This window comes from Rhizobium sp. P1_B8, assembly GCF_056406515.1.
Window position 1 is genome coordinate 103,068 of record NZ_JBFTZZ010000007.1, and the last position, 20,829, is coordinate 123,896.

Here is a 20,829-nt window from a genome sequence, read left to right on the forward strand (position 1 = left end):
GCCAGTTAAGGGAAGAGGTTAGATCAAATTTGGGCGGTTAGAGCCTTCGAAGCAGCGACAGAAGACTTTTCTCATCCGCCATCGGTGAAATCTCGACGCTTTTTTTCAGAGCCGTCGGGATGGCTTGCGCCACCGCTTCGCTGAGGCAGAGAAGGCGGCTTCTACTGTGTTCCGGCCCGGCTGATAGGAATTCCGGCATGCGAAAGAAATCCACGGCCGTCTGGCGGGAATAGAAGAGGATGGCGTCCGGGTAACCGTTAGCGAAGATCGCGTCGATCTCGGCGGGATCGGGAACGGCCGGCTGCATGCGGTAACATTCGGCGACGGAAAAATGGATGCCGAGCTCGCGCAATCTTCCTTCCAAAGTCTCGGCGCGCGGGGTGCCAGCGAGGTAGAGCAGCGTGCCCGGTTTCTCCGCCGCGATGAGATCGGCGAGATCGCGGCCGTTGCCCTGGGATGAGGCGACCGATCGGAAGCCGAGGCTGCGCGCTTCTTCGGCCGTCGTTTCGCCCACCGCAAAAAGCGGGCGGGCAAGATGCGGGCGAAGTTGCTCCCCGAGAGCGGAGAGGACCCTGATGGCTTCGGCGCTGGTCACGGCGATTGCGCCGCTGGTGGTTGCAAGCGCGGCTAGGGCGGCGGCGCTGTCGTGCAGCGGCTGACGCAGCGGCAGCAGCAGGGGCTCGTGGCCCATATCGCGCAAACGTTGTGCGGTTCTCGTCGCCGAATGCGCGGGGCGGGTGACGAGCACACGCATGGCCGGTTCAGTGCCAGTCGTCGAAAAAGGCGCTGCCGGCCCTTGCACGCACGTCCTGGCCGGCGCGGGTGCCGAGCGCTGCCGCATCGCGGCGGTGGCCATCGGTCGTCACCGCATGCTGGCTGCGACCGTCGGGCGTGATGATGAGGCCGGAGAACCGGATCAGGTCGCCTTCGCAGACGGCATAACCGCCGATCGGCGTGCGGCAGGACCCGTCGAGTGCGGCGAGGAAGGCGCGTTCGCAGGAGACGGTGTCGAAGGTCGGGCCATCGTTGACCGGCGCCAGCAGATCGTCGACCCTGGCATCGCCGATGCGGCTTTCGATGCAGATCGCCCCCTGCGCCGGCGCCGGCGGGAAGGTGTCGGGATCAAGGATATCGGTCAGCACGTCGACCTTGCCGAGGCGTTTCAGGCCTGCAAGCGCCAGCAGGGTCGCATCCACCTCGCCCGCTTCGAGCTTGCGCAGGCGGGTTTCGACGAGGCCGCGGAAGGTGATGACGTTGATGTCGGGCCGCATGCGGCGGATCAGCGCCTGGCGGCGCAGCGATGAGGAACCGACGGTGGCGCCATGCGGCAGGTCGATCAGTTTGCGCGCGGTGCGGCCGATGACGGCGTCGCGGATATCTTCACGCGGCAGATAGGCGGAGAGATAAAGTCCCTCGGGCAGCTTCGTCGCCATGTCCTTGGCGGAATGCACGGCGAAATCGAGCTCGCCGGCGGTAAGCTTCTGTTCAAGCTCCTCGGTGAACAGGCCCTTGCCGCCGATCTCGGCCAGCGACCGGTCGGTGATGCGGTCGCCCTTGGTCGTCAGCACGACGATCTCGAACATTTCCTCGGGCAGATGATGCGCCGCCATCAGCCTGTCGCGAGCCTCATGCGCCTGGGCAAGCGCCAGCGGGCTGCCTCGCGTGCCGATCCGGAAAGGTTTTGTTTGCATCCGCTCTATTCCGTTGTTACCGGAGTTCTCGTAAACGGGTTTCCATCCCATCGCAATCAACGAACAGGCTTCATGGTTCCCTTTCTACGCATCCTTGGCATCGAAACGAGCTGCGACGAGACCGCAGCCGCGGTCGTCGAGCGCGATGCTGAGGGGCATTCCAACGTGCTGTCGGATGTCGTGCTTTCCCAGCTCGACGAGCATAGCGCCTATGGCGGCGTGGTGCCAGAGATTGCCGCACGCGCCCATGTCGAGGCTTTGGACGAGCTGATCGAGGAGGCGCTGAAGCGCGCCAATGTGTCGCTCAACGATGTCGACGCCATCGCCGCCACCTCGGGGCCGGGGCTGATCGGCGGGCTGCTTGTGGGGTTGATGACCGGCAAGGCGATCGCCAGAGCCGCCGGCAAGCCGCTCTATGCGGTCAACCATCTTGAAGGCCATGCGCTGACGGCGCGGCTGACGGACGGGCTGTCCTTTCCCTATCTGATGCTGCTCGTCTCCGGCGGCCATACCCAGCTCATCCTGGTGCGCGGCGTCGGACGGTATGAGCGCTGGGGCACGACGATCGACGATGCGCTCGGCGAAGCCTTCGACAAGACGGCAAAGTTGCTCGGCCTGCCCTATCCCGGCGGACCGGCGGTGGAGCGGATGGCGCGGGACGGCAATCCCGATCGGTTCGATTTTCCTCGGCCGCTGGTCGGCGAGACGAGGCTCGATTTCTCCTTCTCCGGCCTGAAGACAGCGGTGCGGCAGGCGGCGCAGGATATCGCGCCGCTGAGCGATCAGGACGTGGCGGATATCTGCGCCTCGTTCCAGAAGGCGGTTTCGCGGACGCTGAAGGACCGTATCGGCCGCGGCCTGCAGCGGTTCAAGACAGAATTTCCGACGACCGGTGAAAAGCCGGCCCTAGTCGTTGCCGGCGGGGTCGCCGCCAATCTCGAACTGCGCGGCACGCTGCAGGCACTGTGCGACAAGAACGGCTTCCGCTTCGTCGCGCCACCGCTGCACCTCTGCACCGATAATGCCGTGATGATCGCCTGGGCAGGACTGGAACGGATGGCGACCGGTGCCGCGCCGGATGCGCTCGACGTGCAGCCGCGTTCGCGCTGGCCGCTCGATTCCAATGCGGAAACGCTGATCGGCTTCGGAAAACGAGGGGCCAAGGCATGAGCGAAAACATCGCCGTCGTTGGATCGGGGGCTTTCGGCACGGCGCTTGCCGCCGTCATTGCGCTTGCGGGACGAAGTGCCGTGACGCTCGTCGGGCGTGATCCGTCACTGATTGCCGATCTGAAGAGCGAACGGCTGCATGATGCAGTGCTGCCCGGCATTCTCCTGCCCGATACACTGGAATTTTCCGCCGAGGCGGATGCGATCGCCGGCGCTTCCATCGTGCTTTTTGCGATGCCGTCGCAGGCGCAGGCCGATGCGGCGCGGCAATATGGACCCTATCTTTCCAAGGATGCTGTCGTCGTTACCTGTGCCAAGGGCATCGAACGGGCGACGGGCAATCTTTTGACCGACATGCTGGAACGGGAACTGCCGGACCATCCGATCGCCGTGCTCTCCGGCCCGGGTTTTGCCGCCGATATCGCCAAGGGCTTGCCGACGGCGATGGCGATCGCGGCAGCCGACATGGAGACCGCGGAGCGGCTCGCTCAGGCCATATCAGGCCGAACCTTTCGGCTCTACGCCTCCAACGACCGGATCGGCGTGCAGCTTGGCGGCGCGCTGAAGAATGTGCTGGCGATCGCCTGCGGTATCGTCGAGGGCTGTGGTATCGGCGATTCCGCGCGCGCGGCGCTGATTGCGCGCGGGCTTGCGGAAATGTCGCGTTTCGTCGTCGCCAAGGGCGGGCAGGCGGATACGGTACGCGGGCTTTCCGGCCTCGGCGATCTGGTGCTGACAGCGACAAGTCATCAATCGCGAAACCTGCGCTTCGGTATAGCGCTCGGGCGCGGCGACAAGACCGATCCCCTGCATGGTGCGCTGGTGGAAGGTGCGTTTGCCGCCTCCGTCGCCTCGCGGCTTGCGGCGGAATTGAAGGTCAGCATGCCGATTACCGATGCCGTTTCAGCCATCATCGACGGCAGGCTCGATATATCAGAGGCGATAGAGCAGCTGATGACGCGTCCGATCACCACCGAATAGGAGACAGACATGCTTTTCGCCCTTCTCTGCAAGGACAAACCGGGACATCTGAACGTGCGCATGGATACGCGTCCGACGCATATCGAGCATCTGAACAAGCTGAACGCCGAGGGCACGCTGAAGATCGCCGGCCCGTTTCTCGATGACGACGGCAAGCCCTGCGGCAGCCTGATCATCGTCGAAGCGGAATCGAAAGAGGCGGCGCGTGCGCTTGCCGATGCCGATCCCTATGCCAAGGCCGGACTATTCGAAAGCGTCGACGTCAAGGCCTACAACTGGGTCTTCAACAAACCGGAGGCGTGAGCATGGCGCACTGGCTCTATAAATCCGAACCCGCTTCCTGGTCCTGGGAGCAGCAGAAGGCTGCCGGCGAAAAGGGCACGGAATGGACCGGCGTCCGCAACTATCTGGCGCGCAACAATATGCGGGCGATGCAGATCGGCGACAAAGGGTTCTTCTATCATTCCAATGACGGGCTGGAGATCGTCGGCATCGTCGAAGTCTGCGCCCTGTCGCATCCCGATTCTTCCGCCAAGGGCGATCCGAAGTGGGATTGCGTCGATATCCGCGCCATCATGGACGTGCCGAAGCCGGTGACGCTGAAGGATGTCAAAGCGAGCGAGAAGCTCGCCAAGATGGCGCTCGTCACCTCGATGCGGCTTTCGGTGCAGCCGGTGACCGAGGAAGAATATCTCGAAGTCTGCCGCATGGGCGGACTGGACAATCCGCCGCGTTGAAGACTGATCCGCAAGCCTTCATCCGCGCCAATACCAGCCTGATGCCGCCGCCGCATGTGCCGGAGATTTCGCTCTATCTGGCAAGCGAGGCGCATGAGCTCTGGCTGAAGACGGAGGAGGAGTTGCAAGCGATCGGCCTGCCGCCGCCCTTCTGGGCTTTTGCCTGGGCGGGCGGCCAGGGACTGGCGCGCTACATTCTCGATCATCCCGAAACGGTGCGCGGCAAGCGGGTGCTGGATTTCGCCAGCGGTTCGGGCCTGGTCGGCATTGCGGCTGTGATGGCCGGTGCCCGGGAGGTCATCGCCGCCGATATCGATCCCTGGGCGGAGACGGCAGTCCGGCTGAATGCCGAGGCCAATCGCGTTTCACTCGGATTTACCGGCGCCGATCTGATCGGACAGGCCGTCGACGCTGATATCGTGCTTGCCGGCGACGTCTTCTACGACCGCGCTTTCGCCGATGCGCTCGTTCCCTGGTTCGCGAAGCTGGCAGCCGACGGCAAGTGGGTGCTGGTCGGCGATCCCGGACGCAGTTACCTGCCGAGAGAGCGACTGGAATTCTGCGCGGTTTATGAGGTGCCGGTAACGCGGGCGCTGGAGGACAGCGAAATCAAGAAGACGACGGTGTGGCGCTTCGCTCGGCACGAGATATCCAAAATGTTCCCGACGAACTTAACCTGACATCACCGAACTGGCTTATGACGGGATAGCGTGCATATTCACACGGGCTATCCGCAGAGCTTTGATCAACGGGGGGAACTTATGACGATCTACGACGCGCTTCGCAAAGCGCCGTTCAACCTCGACGACGCTGCGATATCCTGGCTCCACGACACCTATGTCTCGCTCGATCTTGATGACAAGATCGGCCAACTCTTCACCTTGATCATGATCGGGACGGATGAGGAGGATTTCAAACGCATTGCTTCACTAAGGCCGGGCGGCGTAACCCGCTTCTTCACGGCTGACCTCGAGTTCGAGCGGCGGGTCATCTCTGACCTCGTGGCCAAGAGCAAAGTCCCGCCCATCATCAGCGCAGACCTCGAAGGCAGCCGTCATTCCTTCGCTTTCGGCACTCCGGTGCTGGGCCAACTTGGCCTTGCCGCCGTCGACGACGTTCAGGCGACCGAGAAAAGTTCAGAAATCTTGGCGCGCGAGGGCCGCGCGATGGGGGTGCGCTGGTCCTTCACGCCAGTCATCGACATAAATACCGCGTTCCGATCACCGATTGTCGGTACACGGTCATACGGCTCCGATGTCAACAAGATTGAGCGGCACGCGGTTGCCCATGTTCACGGTCTCCAACGAAATGGAGTTGCCGCCACCGCAAAGCACTGGCCGGGCGAGGGATATGACGACCGCGATCAGCACCTCGTCACGACCACCAATCCGCTTTCCATGGACGAGTGGAAGGAAACCTTCGGTCGGCTCTATAGAACGCTGATCACCGAAGGCGTGTTGGCAATAATGAGTGGGCACATTTCCCTTCCGGCCTATATTCGATCGAAGATACCAGATGCCGGGCTTGAAGCTTTCCGACCGGCCTCGGTTTCTCGGTTGCTGAACGTTGATCTTCTCCGCGACGAACTCGGCTTCAATGGTATCATCGTCTCTGACGCGACACCCATGGGAGGGCTATCCGCCTGGGGCCACCACCTCGATACGCTGCCTGATATCATCGCAAATGGCTGCGACATGATCCTGTTCAGCGATGAACCTGAGGAGGATATGGCGGCGGTCAAGGCTGCCGTCGAAGATGGGAAAATTACTCCGGAACGACTTGAGGAAGCGGTTCTTCGCGTGCTGGCGCTCAAGGCGCATCTCAAACTTTTTCAACCGTCAGATGTCCTCCCCGATGCCGCTGAAGCGCGCCGCCTGCTTGCGCATCCAGACAATGTCGCTGCATCAAGGGAATACATCGGCCGCTCGCCCACGCTTGTGAAGGACGTCAATGGTATCTTTCCGCTCGATCCGGCGAAGATAAAGCGTGTGCTGCTGGTCGACGGCGGCATCATTCATCCGCTCATGCCGCAGCCACTGAAATTCTTGCTACCCGAGCTGTTGCGGAAGGAAGGTTTCGAAGTCACGATCGACCGATCGGACATCGTGCCGACCCCCGACGACTTCGACCTCGTCCTCTATGCGCTAGGCGATGAGTCGCTGCTCGTACGAGGCCGGATATTCGTCGACTGGCATAGGATGGGTGGTGGGGGCCTGTTCAAGGCCATGTACCGACCGTGGACGAATATTCCCTCCGTAATGATCTCATTTGGGCATCCCTATCACCTTTACGATGCGCCGCGCGTACCGGCCTATATCAATGCGTACTCCACCATGGACAGTGTCCAGGAAGCCGTCGTTGATTGTATGCTCGGTCGCAAGCCCTTCCTCGGCACCAACCCGGTAGACCCTTTCTGTGGCCTTGAAGATGCGCGCTATTGAAGTCGTTGGGAGCAGAGGCTGCCGGCCCATTGGAACGGGGCAACAGGCGGGTTCCGATCATTCGCGATCGCCCGGACCACAAGACGTCAGCCGGCGATCAAAGGCGGCTTCATATACCATCGTCGCGGTGGCAAGATCGGCCAACGTCGTTCCGACTGCCTTGTAGAGAGTGATCTCGTCGTTGGACGTCCGCGCTGGACTATCCCGGCGACACAGTTCGTCAAGTGTGGCACGCACCGCATCCGCAGAAATGACGCCGCCTCGACGGGAATAGAACCATCGGCACAGCACCGCCTTACCTGCTCGACAGGGGTATCACAGCGTCATTGCGCATCACCACCTCTATATAGGCGCAGAATGCTGAGAGACGGGCGAGGAGGAATTGGCGGCGAAGCCATGAGCCTCTGCAGAAGAGACATCTTACGCGTTTTGGGCTGCTTCTGCGATGGAGGCAGTTCTTGCGCCGCTCTTTTCGCAAGTTCGAAGTCAAAATCAAAAGACATTTCGGGCCTCGTCCACCATTGGAAATCTCGAAGAAAATCTCGAAAACTAGAATGCAGGAAACGTGCCAACCGCTGCGTTAGGCGGTGCTGGCACGCCGGCGTCAACCCTGTCGCCTCGCGCTATTGCGCCTAAAGCGCGTCGCGATCTTTCCTCGCTCGTCGCGCTTTAGGTCTTTGTTTTTACGCATGTCGTTATCGCAAAACCGCTGCACAGTTTTGCGCGACATGCTTTAGCATACGGCCTCAAATCGAATGGATTGCGCGCCTTCCCACAGCGTGAGGCGGCCTATTTCGGCGAGTTGGTCGAGATTGGATGTGATTGTGATGAAATGATTGCCCGCCAGTTGGCCCATTTTCGATGAAAAATCGACGCCTCCGTAGGCAAGCAGGATTTCCGTTTCGCTGATGCCTCCCGGGTAAAGGATGATATGACCGGGGGCCGGATGGCTTGTATGGTTCTCATAACCGACGCCGAAATCATGGTCGCCAAGCGGGATCCAAACGCCCTCGCCAGACCAGCGAACGTGCACGATTTTCCCATCGAACGGCATCTGCTTGATGAATGCTTCACAGGTTTTGGGCGCTCTGGCAGTTTCCAGGACAGCGTCGAAGATGAATGGCCCTGCTGTAATTTTCAGTTTCATGATGTCGCTCTTGTTAGATTTGACTGCTTGTTGATTTGTCTCGCCGCGGCTTTCCGATATTGCCCGTGGCCCTTGCTACCCACCAGGACGCCGTTTTCGACGACAGGCTTTCCGGCGACAATTGTTGTTATCGGCCAGCCGGTGATCTCGATCCCCTCGTAGGGCGAATAGTCTGCGCCATCATGCAGTTCCGCATGGCGGATGGTCCGCTGGATGGCTGGATCCCAGATCGCGATGTCCGCATCCGCCCCTACGGCAATCGTTCCCTTTTGTGGATAGAGGCCATAGGTCTTTGCATGGTTCGTTGATGTCAGGGCGACAAAGCGCGGCAGATCGATGCGTCCGGCCATGAACCCTTGCGAAAATAGGATGGGAAGGCGGGTTTCGATGCCTGGAATACCATTGGGAATGTGCCTGAAATTCGTGCGGCCTTTGGGATTAAGCTTCCCGTGCTGGTCGTTGTAGCGGAATGGACAATGATCAGATGAAAAGAGTTCGAATGCCCTGGTCTCGATGCCGCGCCAGCATTCTTTCTGGGCATCTTCATCCCGCGGCGGCGGAGAGCAGACAAGTTTCGCGCCCTCCCAATCCATGCCGTCGAGGTCCTTGGCGGTGAGCGTCAGATATTGCGGGCAGGTTTCCCCGACGACCTTGACGCCTCTCGTCCTTGCGCGAGCGATCTCTTCCATCGCCTCGCCGTTCGAGACATGCACAATGACAACAGGAACGTCTACGATTTCGGCGAGCGTCAGGGCGCGGTGCGTGGCTTCACGTTCGACAGCGACCGGACGGGTGGAGGCATGAGCGCGTGGGGCAACGTCGCCGGCCAGCTCGTGTTTTTCGATCAGGAACCTGATTGCGTCCTCGTTTTCACAGTGGACCATGACGGTGGCGCCCGTCCGTCGCGCGACATCGAGCGTCTTCAGGATCTGCGCGTCATCGAGGCGCAGGCTCTCATAGGTCATGAAGACCTTCAGCGACGGATAGCCGTCGGCCACAAGCGCTGGCAACTCCTGGCCCAGCACGGCGTCGCTCGGGTCGGATATGATCAGATGAAAACTGACGTCGGTATAACACTGGCCCTCTGCGAGCGCATGATAGGCCGTTAGCACCTCTCGCAGCGACTTGCCCTTTTCCTGAAGGCAGAACGGCATGATGGTCGTATTGCCACCGAACACCGCCGACAGCGTTCCGCTCTCGAAGTCGTCCGCCATCTCGATCCCGTCGCCCGAAGGCTGGGAGATATGGACATGGCTGTCGATGCCGCCTGGAAGGACATATTTGCCCGAGGCGTCGATCGTGCGCGCAGCACCCGACAGGCTCTGCCCGATCTGGACAATCTTGCCGTCTTTAATGCCGATATCCGCCTGGAAAACATCCGCAGCAGTCGCCACCGTGCCGTTCTGGATGATGAGATCGTAGTTGCTCACAAGCCTGACCTTCAGTGTTGCAGGATTTTGCCAAGGAAAGCTTCGGTTCGCGGATTGTGTTTTCCCGCGAAAAACTCCTCGCTCGGACGATCCTCGACGATCTCGCCCTGATCGATGAAAATGACGCGTGTCGCCACCCGGCGGGCAAATCCCATCTCATGGGTGACGACCATCATCGTCATGCCGTCCTTTGCCAGTCCGGTCATGACGTCGAGCACTTCGGAAATCATCTCTGGATCAAGCGCGGACGTCGGCTCGTCGAAGAGCATGGCGAGCGGATCCATCGCGAGCGCCCGCGCGATCGCCACGCGCTGCTGCTGCCCGCCGGAGAGTTGGCTTGGATATTTTTTCGCGTGGTCCGTCAGCCCGACGCGATCAAGAAGCGCCATGGCCTTCGCGTGGGCTGCCGTGTCGCTGCGGCCAATGACAATCTTCTGCGCCAACATGATATTGTCGATGATCGTCAGATGCGGAAACAATTCGAAGTTCTGGAAGACCATGCCTACCCGTGTGCGAAGGTTTGGCAGGTCGGTCTTCGGGTCACCGACTTCGATACCATGCACCCGGATCGAACCTTCCTGAAACTGCTCGAGCCCGTTGACGCATTTGATCAATGTCGATTTGCCCGACCCCGAGGGACCGCAGACAACCACGACCTCACCGCGCTCGACGTTCACCGAGCAGTTCTTAAGGACAGCGAACTGACCGTAATATTTGGTAACGCCAGTGATCTCAATCATGCCCGGCCTTTCTGGAAACGCGCGATGGAAAAGGGTTGCAAGGCTCTATCGGTCTCGCGACCGAGAACGAGCCGAGATGTCAACTGGCCGACGATCGGGCCGAGCGTATAGCCGTTTGAAGTGACGGCGTTGAAGAACCCGGGCATTGACGGATGTTCGCCGAGGATCGGCGCACCGTCGATGTTGATGTTCATCGCGGCCCAGCTTCGGATGACGTGAAGTTTGCGCAGAGCGGGAACGACGTGCTGGGCAACCCAAAGGTTCCCCTCAAGACTCGACAGTAGCGGGCGTGGATGTTGATGGACGGGATCGAGGCCTGCGGTCCAGCCGCCGCCGATGATGAAGTTCCCGTTTGCCGCCTGCTTGAGTGTCAAATGGCGGTCGGCATGGGCGACGAGACACGAGATCAAAGGTGCTGCGGCCTCGGTAACCACCATCTGCAGCGGAGCACCGAATACCGGCACATCGACACCGAGCATCGCGCCGATCCTTGAAGCGAAGGCTCCGGCTGCATTGACGATCCGTTTTGCCCGCAACATGCCCCTCGATGTCTTGACCTCGAACCCGTCGTCCGAGGTCCTTATTCCGGTGACCTCACAATTTTCGAAGAGTTGAGCGCCGTCTCGCCGTGCCGCCTCCAATATATATTGCGTCGCGACGAGAGGGTTGATCTTGCCCTCCTGGGAACAATAGGCAGCGCCGACAAAGTGGGAAGACAGAGCAGGCTCCAGGGAGCGCAGTTCCTCTTGCCCGATCAAGTGGCAATCGATCCCGGCCGCGCACTCCACCCCGACCTTTTCCGCCAGAAAACGCATGTGGTCATCGGTTTCGGCCACCATGAGGCCGCCTGTGACCTTCATCTCGAAATCCTGTCCGAGCTCGCTTTGCAGCGCCGCCCAAAGAGCGATTGAATCACGCTGGAGGGGAAGTGTTTGAGCGGCCGCTCCGCCGCCACCTTCGGCACGGGTGCCGTGGTCGAAGGAAAGCAGCTGGGCATGAAGGCTTCCGGCATTCCCTCCAGACGCCAGCGAGTTCGCAAAAGCGCGCTCGACCACCACAACGTCCTCGCCTTCCCTGGCAAGGAAGAGCGCCGTCGAAAGGCCTGCAATGCCTGCGCCGATGACCAGCGTGGACGTTTCCGCCACCGGCAAAGCTTGAGGATTCGCCACCGGGGGTTTTTCCGGCAAAAGTGCGCGCTTGTGGCCGCCCCATTCCGGCTTTTCGACCGCAAGCGCCGCCAGCGGGATAGGTCGAAGTGGCATTTGCGGAGCCAGAAAACCGCTCGTTTCGCCAGTGAGGTGCCGTTGCTTCGCGACGTCAGCGATCGCTTTGCCGCAGTAGCGGCTCTGACACCGCCCCATGCCTGCACGCGACAGGCGCTTCAATGTCGAAACGTCCTGCGCACTATCTGCGCTGAGCGTCCTCAAGACACCGTAAGTCACGCCTTCGCAACGGCAGATCAATGCATCATCTGGCAGAATTGCCGTCTTTGTCTTTGCATCGTCCTTCGGCGCAAAGACCTGCCAAAGGGCTTCTTGAAACCGTCTATGGCGGGCAAGTCTTTTCACCACGCTTTCGTCAGTTTGGACAAGGAGGCCCAGTTTTCGCGCAATCGCCGCGGCGGCGATCTGTCCTTCTGCCATCGCAACATGCGCGCCGCCGAAACGCGCCGCTTCACCAACAATATGCACGTTTGCAAGCGTTGTCTGACCGTCGAGATCCCGCACTGCCCGCAGATCGCCGACGACGACCTCATGGCCGCACCCGAGTAGCCGGGACAGCTCATTGGAGGATGCGAAATTGCCGCCGATAAGGACCGTGTCAGCATCGAGATTGGTCTCGCCGCCTGGTCCGGCGAACGTGACGCTATCCACCCGCTGCGAACCGTTGATCGAGGTGAGTACGCTATTCCAGCCTATCTTGACGCCCGCGGATCTAAGCGTAGATATCTGGCGCAATCCGTGACGGGCGAGAGCGGGATCAGTTGTCAGAAGGCCGAGGGCTGCCACCGGCCGAGACCACGGTGGTGGTGCTGCTTCCAGCAAAGCGACTATGGAGGCTCCTGCCTTTCGAAGTTCGTTTGCGACCTGCATATTCAAAGGGCCGTTTCCGGCGACAATGATCCTTCGGCCGGGAACGGTTCCATAGCTCCTCAGCAACGTCTGGGCGGCCCCTGTTGTCATCGCACCAGGAAGTGTCCAACCCCTCACCGGCGTTGGGCGTTCGTAGGCCCCCGTCGCGATGATGAGTATTTTCGGCTTGCAGTAAAACGCATGGCCGGACCCATAGCAGGCGATAATAAGCGAACCGTCGTCGTCACATGCGGCACCCCACACCACTGAAGCGGTTAGAAATGTCACGCCGTGATTGCGCACTTCCCCTATAAGCGCTGCGCCGGATAACGACTGCTCGTCGCCACTCAATCGCTCGGCGGCGCTCCGTGTCGAGGGTTGTTTGAAATACTGCCCGCCGGCAGACGGCCGTTCATCAATGACAGTCACCTTGGCGCCGGCCGCAGCAAGGACCTCCGCGGCGGCAAGCCCCGCGGGCCCCGCTCCGACAATGAGAACGTCCATCGTCCTTGTCGTCAAGGAATGCGGCACACTGCAGAGATCGGCAATCTGACCAGTGGCAAGATCTGGCCGCGTAGCAGGGCGCAGAACTTGCATGTCATCGTCGACAATGGTCATGCAGGCCCGCTGGCTGACTTTTCCGTCGATCGTCACGAGACAGTCGTGACAGACACCCATTCCGCAGAAGAGGCCACGGCCCTCGCCCTTGATGCCTCGGGAAAATTCATGCCGCCCCGTCGCTTCGATGGCGGCGGCAACAGACATGCCCTTTTCGGCAAATATCTGCAGACCGTCGACCGAGAGCCTGACCCGCGCATCGTCGGGTCTCAAACTCTGGTTTATGGAAGCGACGGGCATGATGGAATTCCTCAGACGCTGAACGTCAGACCGAAATCGGCCACCAGCCTCTTCATGGCGGCATCCTGCGCGGGCGGCAACGGCAGGCGCGGCGGACGCGGCAGGCCTGCGCCAAATCCCATGTGGGTCAGCAGTGACTTCGTTCCTGCGACATAGGCCTGGCCCCCGACCGCCTGAATGACAGGCAGCCATTTGAGGTAAAGCTCTCTTGCCTCATCGAACTTTTTCTCATTTGCGACAAGTTCGAAGATCTGCGCCATCGGTCCTGGCGCAACATTTGAAGCCACTGCCACCCAACCCTGCGCACCCATAACGAAAGACTCGAACCCGAGTATGCCCCCGAACACAGTCATATCGTCGCCGGCCAGTCGGATGATATCGCGCACGCGCGTCACTTCGAGGGTGGACTCCTTGATATAGTCGCAGCCGTCGATTTCGGCGATGCGCTTGACCAACTCCGGCGTCAGATCGACGTTTGCGGTCGCGGGATTGTTGTAGACCATAATCGGGATGGCCACGGCAGACGCAATGCTCTTGTAGTGGTGAACGAGTTCGTCATCCGTTGGGGTGGAATAGAACGGCGGAATAATCATGACGCCGTCAGCCCCCATTGCCTCGGCCTTGACGCTAAGGCGAATGGACTCCCGCGTATCTTCCGCTCCCGTGCCGATCAAAACAGGCACTCGTCCCGCGACAGTTTCGATGACGGTCCTCGCCACACCATCGCGCTCTTCCTCGCTGAGTGACAGAAACTCACCTGTCGATCCAAGAGGGATAAGACCATGGATACCTTCTTTGACCTGCCAGTCGGTAAAGGCAGCCAGCCCCTTCAGATCGACCGCGCCGCTGGCATCCAACGGAGTAATCATCACGGTGTAGACACCGCGGAACGTCTTCTGCATTTGAAAATCCTGGTTCTAGCGCTTCTCGTTCATGGAAAGCCGAGATCCGGCTTGACCGAGACGCTTTTCGATATGGCTCTGGAAGAAGTCCCAGAGTGTTGTGAGGAGGAGGTAATAAATCGCCGCGACCGCAAACAGTTCGAGCACCATGAACCGCTCCTGGATGAGAACCTGGGTCCGGCGAAGGAGTTCTTCGACCGAGATGACGGAGGTGACAGAGGTCGTTTTCAAGAGACCGTTCACCGAATTGCCGAGAGGCGGAACGATAACTTTGAAGGCTTGCGGCATCACGATGTAGCGCATGATCTGACGCTCAGTCATGCCGAGCGCGCGTGCTGCCCTGGTCTGGCCTTCCGGCACGGCTTCGATTCCGGCACGAATGATCTCCGCGAGATAAGCCGCCTCGTTGAGAGCCAATCCGAGCAACGCTGCCTCTATGACGGTGAATTTGATGCCGAACAGCGGAAGCGCCGTGTAGATCGCAATCAACTGTACAAGAAGCGGCGTGCCGCGAAAAAGCCAGATATACGCCTTGGCAATGTAGGTTGGCACCTGCCGCGACGATCGCCGCATCAATGCAAGAGCAAAGCCCAGAATAAGCCCCGCAATCAACGAGACGACGGTGAGCCAAACGGTCGTGAACACCCCGCCAAGTATAAAGGGGTTGAACAGATAACCGAAAAAGCCAGACCAGTTCCAAAGCGACATGAAGACGACTTTCTGCAAGAGGTTTGGCGCGACGTGGTCGCGCCCCGCCTCATCTCTAAACGATCTTTGAAATCAGTTCAGCGACCGGGGCCCTTGACCGAATAGTCACCCGCGACCATCGGCAGACCGTATTTGTCAAAGAGCGCCTTCAGCGATCCATCCGCCTTCATGTCTTTCAACGTCGCAGACACGGCATCAGCCAAAGCCGGGCTTTTGAATGCGACGGAGACCGGAGCGGGGTAGAGGCCGCTGATTGCCCGTTTGAAGTCCCCGCGAGAATCGTACTCCTTGGCGACGGCGTCGATCGACACGACACCCTGCACCTGGCCTGCCCGCAGAGCCTGGTAGGCGAGGGCGAAATTATCGAACGTCTGGATGGTCAAGCCTTCTTTGCCCGCGTCACGCAGTTCCTTGTCGAGAAGGCGTGTCTTTGTTTCCTCGAAACCACCGATTTCGACACCGATCGTCATGCCGGCCAGATCATCTTTTGCGGCGACGTTTTTCTTCGAATCTGGTGCCACGGAGACGCTGATGGCCTGATCTTCATAGGGGATCATCTGCATGATCTTGGCGCGCTCTTCGGTGAAGAAAATGCCTGTATTGATCATGTCCCAACGGCCAGCCTGCAGGCCCGGAACCATCGCGGAGAATTCGATCCGGACATATTCGGGTTCAAGGCAAAGGCGCTTGGCGATCTCTTTGCCGAGGTCGATGCGCATGCCCTTCAGATCGCCCGTGGAGTCGATGAACTGGAGCGGAGGAAGCGTTGGATTGGTCGACATGACGAGCGTGCCGGGCTTGATCAACTCGCCTGCCGCCACTTTGGGTTCGCAGGATTGAGCGAAGGCAAAAGACGCTGTGATCGACAGGAAGGACGCGGCAAGAACGCTGCGAGAGAAGTGTGAACGGAGCATGGAGAGCCTCTGGAGTTCGGTTCTTTATCGTTGGATCCCAACCCTGCATTCAAGTGGGATCCCACTTTTATACAAAAGTTCATCGTGGATGCAAGTGCATTCTCAATTCATCGATTCAGTAGTTCGCAAGGACGCCCTGGCGGACGACTTCGAGATGATCGGTCATGGCTCGGCGAGCCGCCTCGGCATCGTTGGCGGCCAAGGCAAGCAGGATCGCTCGATGTTCTCGCACGCCCGGCTTCGCGCGCACGACAGGCAGCTGTCGCTCGAAGATCGTTGTGTAGCGTCGCATTTCCCCGATCGTGGTTGCCATAAAGGGGTTGCGGCTCTCGCTTGCGATATAGTTGTGAAGCGCATCGTCAAACGCCCAGACCACCTCAGGGTCAGGTTCGGGGTCGGCCTCGATCTCGTCAAGCATCCTTGTCAAAGGGTCCAGTTCAAGTCGGGAAACATGGGGGCTGGCGAGCGCGGCCGCAGTTGGTTCGAGCAGCATCCTCATGGTGAGACTGTCAAGGTAGTCCTTGAGACTGATGACCCTGACCGAGAGAACGCCCTTTTCATTTCTGACAAGTAGTCCCTCTCCTTCGAGACGTCCCAGCGCGTGGCGCATGGGAGAACGCGAAACAGCATGTTTGGTCGCCAGGCGGCGTTGCTGGACGACCGACCCCCCCGCGAGCCTGGCTGATAGAATATCGGCCAGCAGGGAACGGTAGGTTTCGTCAGCAAGGCTGGAGTCGCCAACTTCATTCAGACCATCGTCCATCTGCGCTCGTTCCAGTCCTTTTCCAAATCGGCTATCATATGTAACAAGTGATCGCGTAAGGAAAGCACGATGCCGCGTCGAGCGGCCAACGCCTTAAAGAACAAGGAAATGGCAAACGGTGACAGACGCCTTAGAGGCCCCGGGTCGGAAAATTGCGGAGAAAGGGCAGCATAATCTTGCATCGCTGACCTACAAGGCCGTGTCCGACATGATCCGGCATCGCCGGCTGAAAGGCGGGCATGTCATCGTTGAGGCAAGGCTTGCCGAAACACTCGGGATTTCGAGGACGCCGCTGCGGGAAGCGCTGCAGAGGTTGGAGGGCGAAGGCCTGGTTCGCAAGGGCGATGGCCGAAACTACGTCGTGCGACAGGTGGATGTCGGCGAGTATCTTCAAAGCTTGAAACTGAGGTTGTTGATCGAACCTGACGCAGCCGTACTGTCGATCAACGCTATTCCGCGACGACTTTTGATGAGCGTCCGGCAGGAAATTCACGACCTTCTGGACGCGACGGCGTATCACACGGACGCGCACTGGTTCTCCGACGACAATCTCCACAATATGATCATCGATCATTGCGGCAACGCGGTAATGGCCAAAGTATTGCGGGAGCTTCGGGCGACCACGCGTCTCTTCGAAATCGACCGCCTGAAAGATCGCCTGAAGCCGGACTCCACGGAACACCTCGTTATCATCGAGGCGATCGACCGGGGCGACGTCGAGGAAACTCGCCGAGCTGTCGCCCACCACATCGAAAGCTTAATCGCATTTACGCGAATGCATCTACAAGTCGCTGACCTTTAGCATTGCTGCTGCATTTTTTGTGTCACCTGAAGCCACAGGTCTCCATGATTCGGAGGTCATGGATGACAAGTGTATCGATTGAGGCGACACTTGAGCTTTGGGCGTCTTCGTTACGAGATGTGAAAGCGCGAATGCGGCCACTGTTCAGGCAAGAGCGCGTGGCAAATTCGGCTGGGCAATTTCTGGACGGTTTGCGGGGAGAAGAGCGGCGCAAGACGGGTCGGATGCGGGCGGAGGCGGCGGGCGACACCGGCCCGTGGTGGCAGCAGGCTATTCAACGCCATCCGCCCGGATAATTTCCGGCACAAGGCAGGTCGCAGCCTTTGCCCAAACGTCAAAACGGCCACAGTCTGGCCCCGTTGCAAAGTTCGACGTTGGCTGCCGGAGGATTCTTGGTTGCTGTTTCACACTGCGTAGATACCGAACGCCCTGTTAACGCCTCAAACGGGTGCTGATCCGCTGAGTCCGCGAACCGCCAGAACGGCTTCCGCAAAGGTGTCGATCTGGCTGGCCTGCAACCCGGCGACATTGATGCGTCCGTCCTCAACGATATAGATGGCGTGGCGCTCGCGCAGCATCACAGCTTCCCCGGGTGTCAGACCGATCAGCGAAAACATGCCTTTGTTCTTGGCGAGGAAATCGTAGTCGCTGCCATTGGTGAAGCGCCGGAACGAGGCAGCAAGCCCCTGGCGCAGCGACAGAATGTTGGAGCGCATACCGTCCAGTTCAGCGCGCCAGTCGGCCGAAAGTGCCGGGTCTTCCAGGACGGTGCGGACGATAGCCGCGCCATGATCCGGCGGCATCGAATAGACGATACGGGCTCGCACCGTGAGTTGCGCCTTGGTTGCATCCGCCCGATCCGCGTTGGCGGCGAGAATGAATGCAGCACCTGTACGCTCGCGATAAATTCCGAAATTCTTCGAGCATGACGCGGAGACGAGCATTTCCGGAACCATGCCAGCGAGCAGTCGCACGACGAAGGCGTCGTCCTCGAGCCCGTCGCCAAACCCCTGATAAGCGATATCGACCAGCGGAACGAGACCGCGTTCGGCGATGATGGCTGCCAGTGCCTGCCATTGCGAACGGCTGGGGTCCGCGCCTGTCGGATTGTGGCAGCAGCCGTGCAGCAACACGATGTCGCCCCGCTTCGACCGTGAGAAATGATCGAGCAGGGCGTCGAAATCCATCTCGCCTGTTCGGTTATCGAGGTACGGGTAAGTGACAATCCGAAGCCCGTTGTCTTCGAGGATCGACACATGGTTCACCCAGGTCGGGTCGGGCACATGGACCGCAGCACCCGGGCGCGCCAGGCAGATCAGGCCGGCGAGCACCGTCAAAGCGCCCGCTCCGCCCGGCGTCTGGATACCGCGAATTCGCTCCCATGGCGCGGCCTCGCCGAAGACAAGCCTGCCGATCAGATCGCAGAAAACAGGATCTCCGGCCGGGCCGACATAGGCCTTGGTCGTCTGCGCGGTATGGATTCGCTTTTCTGCCTCCCTCACCGCCCACGGGATCGGCGTCGTACCGGAGGCGTCCCGGTAGACCCCGACGCCGAGATCGATCTTGTTCGGACGACTATCCTGCCGGAAAATCGGTATCAACGACAGGATCTTGTCGGCTGGCGGCATTGTCAGGTCATCGAACATTGTTCTCTCCGGCCAGGGGATTTGCCGGCGGCGATGAAACGCCGGCGCTTCATGATGCGGCCGCAGCCCAAATCAGCCGGCCCGCCTATTTCAGCGCGCCGATCTTGTTCTCGATGGCCTCCAGAAATGCGCCGGACCGCACGATCTCGAGAGCCGGTGTGGTCTGCTTGGGCATGTAGCTGTCCTCCTGCTGGAATGGGATCGCCTCGCAAAGCGCATCATAGAGCGCCTGGCTGCCGGTTCCGAGCTTGTAGCCGCCGAGTGCCTCTTCGGTCAGGAAGATGGCGCGGGCCGCAAGCAAGCATTCGACACCAAGGATCTTCGGCATGTTGTCGACCACCTGACGCGTTTTGCGGCATGCCCATGTCGCCATCGAAACATGATCTTCCTGGCTGCTCTTGGTCGGGATGGTATCGGCAACGGCGGGGAAAGCCAGCGTCTTGTTTTCCGATGCGACGGACGCCGCAGCCGTCGAGATGATGCCATAGCCGTAATTCAGGCCGATTGGCTTGCCGGCAAGGTTCGGCGGCAGGCCGTAGTTCAATGTCGTGTCGCAGAGCGAGAACAGGCGTCGCTCGGAAATATTGCCGATTTCCACCAAAGCGATCGTCAGGATGTCCATGGCGAAAGCGATGGGTTCGCAATGAAAGTTGCCGCCGGACAGGAATTCCAGCGCGCCGAGTTCGTTCCAGAAGACGAGCGGATTGTCGGTCGCGGCGTTGAGCTCGCGCGTGATCAGTTCCTTGGCGTGCTCCAACTGGTCGCGGCAGCTTCCATGCACCTGCGGCAGGCAACGGAAGGAATACTGATCCTGGACCCGGGCGGTGTGTTTCGGATGCAGGATATCGTCCTCGAGGCGTACCGCTCGCGCCGCCTCGGTCGTGCGGCGGCTACCCTCGATAATGCGACGGATATTTTCCGCAGTCGCGATCTGCCCGGGCTGCTTGCGCACGAGATGAATGCGGGGATCGAACGCTGCCTGCTCGCCGCGGATCGCCTCCAGACTGAGCGCACCGGCCGCATCGGCTGTCTTCATCAGCATCTCGGCGTCATGGAGGTTGAGAACCGCCATGGCCGCGCAGAGGCTGTTGCCGTTGATGAGGGCAAGGCAGTCCTTCGCCTTGAGATCGAAAGCAATTGGCGAGATGCCGGCTTTTTCCAGAGCCTGCGGCGCAGGCATGCGTTCGCCCTGGTAATAGGCTTCCGCCTCCTCATAGCCGATCAGCACCGAAACCATGTGTGCGAGCGGCGCCAGATCGCCAGACGCGCCGACCGACCCCTGGATCGGCACCACAGGGTGAACCCCGCGGTTCAACATCTCAACGAGACGATCGACCACCTCGATCCGCAGACCGGAAACACCGAGGCAGAAGGCGTTGATACGGACGGCCATCATGGCGCGGACGATTTCTTCCGACGCCGGTTCTCCGATGCCGGAGCAATGCGAGAGCACGATATTGCGCTGGAAGCGATCGTTATCGGCCTGGTTGATGGCATAATCCTTGAGCTTGCCGACGCCGGTGTTGAAGCCATAGGTTGGCGGCGCGTTTTCGGTCAGCCAGTTTTCCTCGATATAGTTTCTCACCTTGATGATTTCGGCGCGCGCTGCATCGGCGAGCGCTACCTTGGCGCCCTGGCGCGCGATACGAACGGTATCTTTGATCGTCAGGCTGTCACCGTCTAAAATTATGGCGTTCATCTCGATGTCCTTGAAGCTCGATGGGTGTGAGAAAGTAAGTGCCGAAATCGAACACGTCGCGCGCCGGGAGCGCGGCCTGTCTCCATCGCAGCGGTAACGCCACCAGTGACGGCGACGTAGTTTTCCGCG

The 20,829-nt window shown here is 60.1% G+C and carries 19 protein-coding genes and 2 pseudogenes; 8 read left to right on the forward strand and 13 right to left on the reverse strand.

Going from position 1 to position 20,829, the window contains the following annotated elements; all coding sequences use genetic code 11:
• Positions 1 to 37: 37 nt before the first annotated feature.
• Together AC1D2N_RS11930 and hemC are read right to left on the reverse strand one after the other, a co-directional pair.
• Positions 38 to 754 carry a uroporphyrinogen-III synthase gene (locus AC1D2N_RS11930; RefSeq protein WP_065277683.1) on the reverse strand — a complete coding sequence of 239 codons (717 nt, stop codon included), beginning with the start codon at positions 752 to 754 and terminating at the stop codon, positions 38 to 40.
• 7 nt (positions 755 to 761) lie between these two features.
• Positions 762 to 1,691, reverse strand: a complete 930-nt coding sequence (hemC, locus tag AC1D2N_RS11935) for a hydroxymethylbilane synthase (RefSeq protein WP_018448223.1) — start codon at positions 1,689 to 1,691, stop codon at positions 762 to 764.
• 72 nt (positions 1,692 to 1,763) lie between these two features.
• Here hemC and tsaD point away from each other — a divergent pair, with 72 nt between their 5' ends.
• From tsaD to AC1D2N_RS11965, 6 genes are all read left to right on the forward strand, one after another.
• Positions 1,764 to 2,861 (forward strand): tRNA (adenosine(37)-N6)-threonylcarbamoyltransferase complex transferase subunit TsaD, encoded by a 1,098-nt coding sequence (tsaD, locus tag AC1D2N_RS11940; RefSeq protein ID WP_130653232.1) that lies wholly within the window; start codon positions 1,764 to 1,766, stop codon positions 2,859 to 2,861.
• On the forward strand, positions 2,858 to 3,841 hold the full coding sequence (locus AC1D2N_RS11945) for an NAD(P)H-dependent glycerol-3-phosphate dehydrogenase (protein ID WP_130653231.1): 984 nt from the start codon (positions 2,858 to 2,860) through the stop codon (positions 3,839 to 3,841). The genes tsaD and AC1D2N_RS11945 overlap by 4 nt, the downstream gene beginning before the upstream one ends.
• 9 nt (positions 3,842 to 3,850) lie before the next feature.
• Entirely contained in the window at positions 3,851 to 4,144 is a 294-nt protein-coding gene (locus AC1D2N_RS11950) for a YciI-like protein (protein WP_003543605.1), read from the forward strand.
• A 2-nt stretch (positions 4,145 to 4,146) separates the two neighbouring features.
• On the forward strand, positions 4,147 to 4,578 hold the full coding sequence (locus AC1D2N_RS11955) for an EVE domain-containing protein (RefSeq protein WP_130653230.1): 432 nt from the start codon (positions 4,147 to 4,149) through the stop codon (positions 4,576 to 4,578).
• A complete protein-coding gene (locus AC1D2N_RS11960; protein ID WP_130653229.1) occupies positions 4,575 to 5,258 on the forward strand; it encodes a class I SAM-dependent methyltransferase in 684 nt (227 codons plus the stop codon). Before AC1D2N_RS11955 ends, AC1D2N_RS11960 begins: the two co-directional genes overlap by 4 nt.
• 81 nt (positions 5,259 to 5,339) lie before the next feature.
• Positions 5,340 to 7,019: a glycoside hydrolase family 3 protein gene (locus tag AC1D2N_RS11965; protein ID WP_130653228.1), complete on the forward strand. Its 1,680-nt coding sequence runs from the start codon at positions 5,340 to 5,342 to the stop codon at positions 7,017 to 7,019.
• Between the two features lie 57 nt (positions 7,020 to 7,076).
• On the opposite strand, the pseudogene AC1D2N_RS11970 reads toward AC1D2N_RS11965, so the two are convergent.
• The 9 genes and pseudogenes from AC1D2N_RS11970 to AC1D2N_RS12010 form a co-directional block, all read right to left on the reverse strand.
• A pseudogene (locus tag AC1D2N_RS11970) lies at positions 7,077 to 7,283 on the reverse strand (hypothetical protein); the annotation flags it as partial.
• A gap of 469 nt (positions 7,284 to 7,752) precedes the next feature.
• Complete coding sequence (locus tag AC1D2N_RS11975; protein WP_018448219.1) at positions 7,753 to 8,166, reverse strand: DUF3830 family protein; 414 nt, start codon at positions 8,164 to 8,166, stop codon at positions 7,753 to 7,755.
• Positions 8,163 to 9,596, reverse strand: a complete 1,434-nt coding sequence (gene hydA / locus AC1D2N_RS11980; RefSeq protein WP_130653227.1) for a dihydropyrimidinase — start codon at positions 9,594 to 9,596, stop codon at positions 8,163 to 8,165. The genes AC1D2N_RS11975 and hydA overlap by 4 nt, the downstream gene beginning before the upstream one ends.
• An 11-nt stretch (positions 9,597 to 9,607) precedes the next feature.
• Complete coding sequence (locus tag AC1D2N_RS11985; RefSeq protein ID WP_112905459.1) at positions 9,608 to 10,336, reverse strand: amino acid ABC transporter ATP-binding protein; 729 nt, start codon at positions 10,334 to 10,336, stop codon at positions 9,608 to 9,610.
• Positions 10,333 to 13,266 (reverse strand): FAD-dependent oxidoreductase, encoded by a 2,934-nt coding sequence (locus tag AC1D2N_RS11990; RefSeq protein WP_412104582.1) that lies wholly within the window; start codon positions 13,264 to 13,266, stop codon positions 10,333 to 10,335. Before AC1D2N_RS11990 ends, AC1D2N_RS11985 begins: the two co-directional genes overlap by 4 nt.
• An 11-nt stretch (positions 13,267 to 13,277) precedes the next feature.
• Positions 13,278 to 14,168 carry a 4-hydroxy-tetrahydrodipicolinate synthase gene (dapA, locus tag AC1D2N_RS11995; protein ID WP_130653226.1) on the reverse strand — a complete coding sequence of 297 codons (891 nt, stop codon included), beginning with the start codon at positions 14,166 to 14,168 and terminating at the stop codon, positions 13,278 to 13,280.
• Between the two features lie 15 nt (positions 14,169 to 14,183).
• A complete protein-coding gene (locus AC1D2N_RS12000) occupies positions 14,184 to 14,876 on the reverse strand; it encodes an amino acid ABC transporter permease (protein WP_130653225.1) in 693 nt (230 codons plus the stop codon).
• A 77-nt stretch (positions 14,877 to 14,953) separates the two neighbouring features.
• Positions 14,954 to 15,790, reverse strand: a complete 837-nt coding sequence (locus AC1D2N_RS12005) for an ABC transporter substrate-binding protein (RefSeq protein ID WP_018243921.1) — start codon at positions 15,788 to 15,790, stop codon at positions 14,954 to 14,956.
• Between the two features lie 115 nt (positions 15,791 to 15,905).
• Positions 15,906 to 16,553: a GntR family transcriptional regulator gene (locus AC1D2N_RS12010; RefSeq protein WP_032991460.1), complete on the reverse strand. Its 648-nt coding sequence runs from the start codon at positions 16,551 to 16,553 to the stop codon at positions 15,906 to 15,908.
• A gap of 118 nt (positions 16,554 to 16,671) precedes the next feature.
• On the opposite strand from AC1D2N_RS12010, the gene AC1D2N_RS12015 reads away from it, so the two are divergent.
• Both AC1D2N_RS12015 and AC1D2N_RS12020 read left to right on the forward strand, forming a co-directional pair.
• Positions 16,672 to 17,355 (forward strand): GntR family transcriptional regulator, encoded by a 684-nt coding sequence (locus tag AC1D2N_RS12015; RefSeq protein WP_018243919.1) that lies wholly within the window; start codon positions 16,672 to 16,674, stop codon positions 17,353 to 17,355.
• 44 nt (positions 17,356 to 17,399) lie between these two features.
• A pseudogene (locus AC1D2N_RS12020) lies at positions 17,400 to 17,630 on the forward strand (IS701 family transposase); the annotation flags it as partial.
• A 165-nt stretch (positions 17,631 to 17,795) separates the two neighbouring features.
• Here AC1D2N_RS12020 and AC1D2N_RS12025 read toward each other — a convergent pair.
• Entirely contained in the window at positions 17,796 to 19,001 is a 1,206-nt protein-coding gene (locus tag AC1D2N_RS12025; RefSeq protein ID WP_130653224.1) for an amino acid aminotransferase, read from the reverse strand.
• An 85-nt stretch (positions 19,002 to 19,086) separates the two neighbouring features.
• A complete protein-coding gene (hutH, locus tag AC1D2N_RS12030; RefSeq protein WP_130653223.1) occupies positions 19,087 to 20,700 on the reverse strand; it encodes a histidine ammonia-lyase in 1,614 nt (537 codons plus the stop codon).
• Positions 20,701 to 20,829 lie beyond the last annotated feature (129 nt).

Bases quoted from the DNA above. Each gene is read 5' to 3' on its own strand.
- AC1D2N_RS12010 (WP_032991460.1), bottom strand. From the start codon at position 16,553: ATGGACGATGGTCTGAATGAAGTTGGCGACTCCAGCCTTGCTGACGAA.
- tsaD (WP_130653232.1), top strand. From the start codon at position 1,764: ATGGTTCCCTTTCTACGCATCCTTGGCATCGAAACGAGCTGCGACGAG.
- AC1D2N_RS11990 (WP_412104582.1), bottom strand. From the start codon at position 13,266: ATGCCCGTCGCTTCCATAAACCAGAGTTTGAGACCCGACGATGCGCGG.
- AC1D2N_RS11945 (WP_130653231.1), top strand. From the start codon at position 2,858: ATGAGCGAAAACATCGCCGTCGTTGGATCGGGGGCTTTCGGCACGGCG.
- AC1D2N_RS11985 (WP_112905459.1), bottom strand. From the start codon at position 10,336: ATGATTGAGATCACTGGCGTTACCAAATATTACGGTCAGTTCGCTGTC.
- AC1D2N_RS11965 (WP_130653228.1), top strand. From the start codon at position 5,340: ATGACGATCTACGACGCGCTTCGCAAAGCGCCGTTCAACCTCGACGAC.
- dapA (WP_130653226.1), bottom strand. From the start codon at position 14,168: ATGCAGAAGACGTTCCGCGGTGTCTACACCGTGATGATTACTCCGTTG.
- hutH (WP_130653223.1), bottom strand. From the start codon at position 20,700: ATGAACGCCATAATTTTAGACGGTGACAGCCTGACGATCAAAGATACC.
- AC1D2N_RS12000 (WP_130653225.1), bottom strand. From the start codon at position 14,876: ATGTCGCTTTGGAACTGGTCTGGCTTTTTCGGTTATCTGTTCAACCCC.
- AC1D2N_RS11975 (WP_018448219.1), bottom strand. From the start codon at position 8,166: ATGAAACTGAAAATTACAGCAGGGCCATTCATCTTCGACGCTGTCCTG.
- AC1D2N_RS11930 (WP_065277683.1), bottom strand. From the start codon at position 754: ATGCGTGTGCTCGTCACCCGCCCCGCGCATTCGGCGACGAGAACCGCA.
- AC1D2N_RS11950 (WP_003543605.1), top strand. From the start codon at position 3,851: ATGCTTTTCGCCCTTCTCTGCAAGGACAAACCGGGACATCTGAACGTG.
- AC1D2N_RS11955 (WP_130653230.1), top strand. From the start codon at position 4,147: ATGGCGCACTGGCTCTATAAATCCGAACCCGCTTCCTGGTCCTGGGAG.
- AC1D2N_RS12025 (WP_130653224.1), bottom strand. From the start codon at position 19,001: ATGTTCGATGACCTGACAATGCCGCCAGCCGACAAGATCCTGTCGTTG.
- AC1D2N_RS12005 (WP_018243921.1), bottom strand. From the start codon at position 15,790: ATGCTCCGTTCACACTTCTCTCGCAGCGTTCTTGCCGCGTCCTTCCTG.
- hemC (WP_018448223.1), bottom strand. From the start codon at position 1,691: ATGCAAACAAAACCTTTCCGGATCGGCACGCGAGGCAGCCCGCTGGCG.